This is a genomic window from Paenibacillus sp. 598K (genome assembly GCF_003851045.1).
Classification (GTDB): domain Bacteria; phylum Bacillota; class Bacilli; order Paenibacillales; family Paenibacillaceae; genus Paenibacillus_D.
This window is the reverse complement of record NZ_BFBX01000122.1, coordinates 1,046-2,266: the sequence shown is the minus strand read 5'-3', so window position 1 is coordinate 2,266 and position 1,221 is coordinate 1,046. Positions and strand designations below refer to the sequence as shown.

The following is a 1,221-nucleotide window of genomic DNA, read 5'->3' as shown; positions in this document are numbered from 1 at the left end:
CGATCATAATCAAGGATCCATTAACTAAATTGGTAGTATAAAGGCCGTACGGCTTCCCGGTCTGGCGAAACAAGATTTATCTCCTGGAATAAGGGGAGACAGTCAAGTTCTATTTGAGGGCTAAATAGACACAACACTACTTGAGCAATTCCTCCAACGAAACTGGGAATAATGGTTTTGCCAACTCATACACTGCCTTAGCATATTGTTGAATTTCATATTGCGAATCATGAGCAAGTCTTTGATTAAGGAAGTGGCAAACAGACTGAAGGGAAGCTGTCCAATAATACGCAGTGTACATGCCATAAGCTGAAGGGATAAGCAGACGTGCTTGTTCAGGAGCGATATTATTCTCTAATGCCCACTCGTAATCCTTTAGCCCTTGTTCAATCTGCCGAAGCAGTCTTTGTGTGGCTTCAAGGCCAATTGTATCCGTTACAGGCTCTCCGCTTCCTTGCTTAGAGTTCTCTGGCTTGCTTCTCCAATCCGTTGGGTTAGGCACGTAATTCTCTACATCAATCGTTATGTATCTTCTGGAAGCTTCATTCCAAGCATCCATGGTGTGGTCGCTTCCAACTACGTACTTCCAGTGCTGCCTTGCTACCATAAGGGGGGCGTAAACTTCAAATTGAATCGTAGCATGGCGGAATGGGGACATATGATCTTCCCTTGCTAGAAACTTAATAAGCTTCACATCGTTCGGTGTAAGTTCCTTTGATTCTTTTGCATAGGAAACCCTCGCACTATTTACGACGGACAAATCCCCACCCATATGATCTACAAGTCTGACATATCCTTTATCCAGCACATTTATTTTCATGTAAGGCACCTCTCCTCAAATCATATCTTCTAAAATAGATGCTTCAGTTTATATGTAATTGGCTTCCCAGGCTCCCTATACCTCCATCCCTCATTGATGACTTCTAATATTATCTGTCGCACTTCCTTTGGTTTTACTACTCTCAGATTCATAGTTTCAACTAAAGGGAAGTCGGCCCAATAGTCATTAATATCGGATTCAATACATACCTCGAGTCTTTGCCCGTTAGTCGCTTCATGCTCCACGATTAATGTAACATGCCCGCTCCCCGGTGATATAGCCCATCTAAATTTCTCATTGTTGATCGTTATTGCTCTCGCATCTTTTCTATTAATCGTCATCATCATTCACATCCAAACTAATAGTCGCCCAATCCCAAAAACACCTGATCGATCGCTTCC

The 1,221-nt window shown here is 42.7% G+C and carries 1 protein-coding gene; it reads right to left on the bottom strand.

Features of this window, described 5'->3' with window-relative positions:
- Positions 1 to 136: 136 nt before the first annotated feature.
- Positions 137 to 820, bottom strand: a complete 684-nt coding sequence (gene thyX / locus PA598K_RS28855; protein WP_128660259.1) for an FAD-dependent thymidylate synthase — start codon at positions 818 to 820, stop codon at positions 137 to 139.
- Positions 821 to 1,221 lie beyond the last annotated feature (401 nt).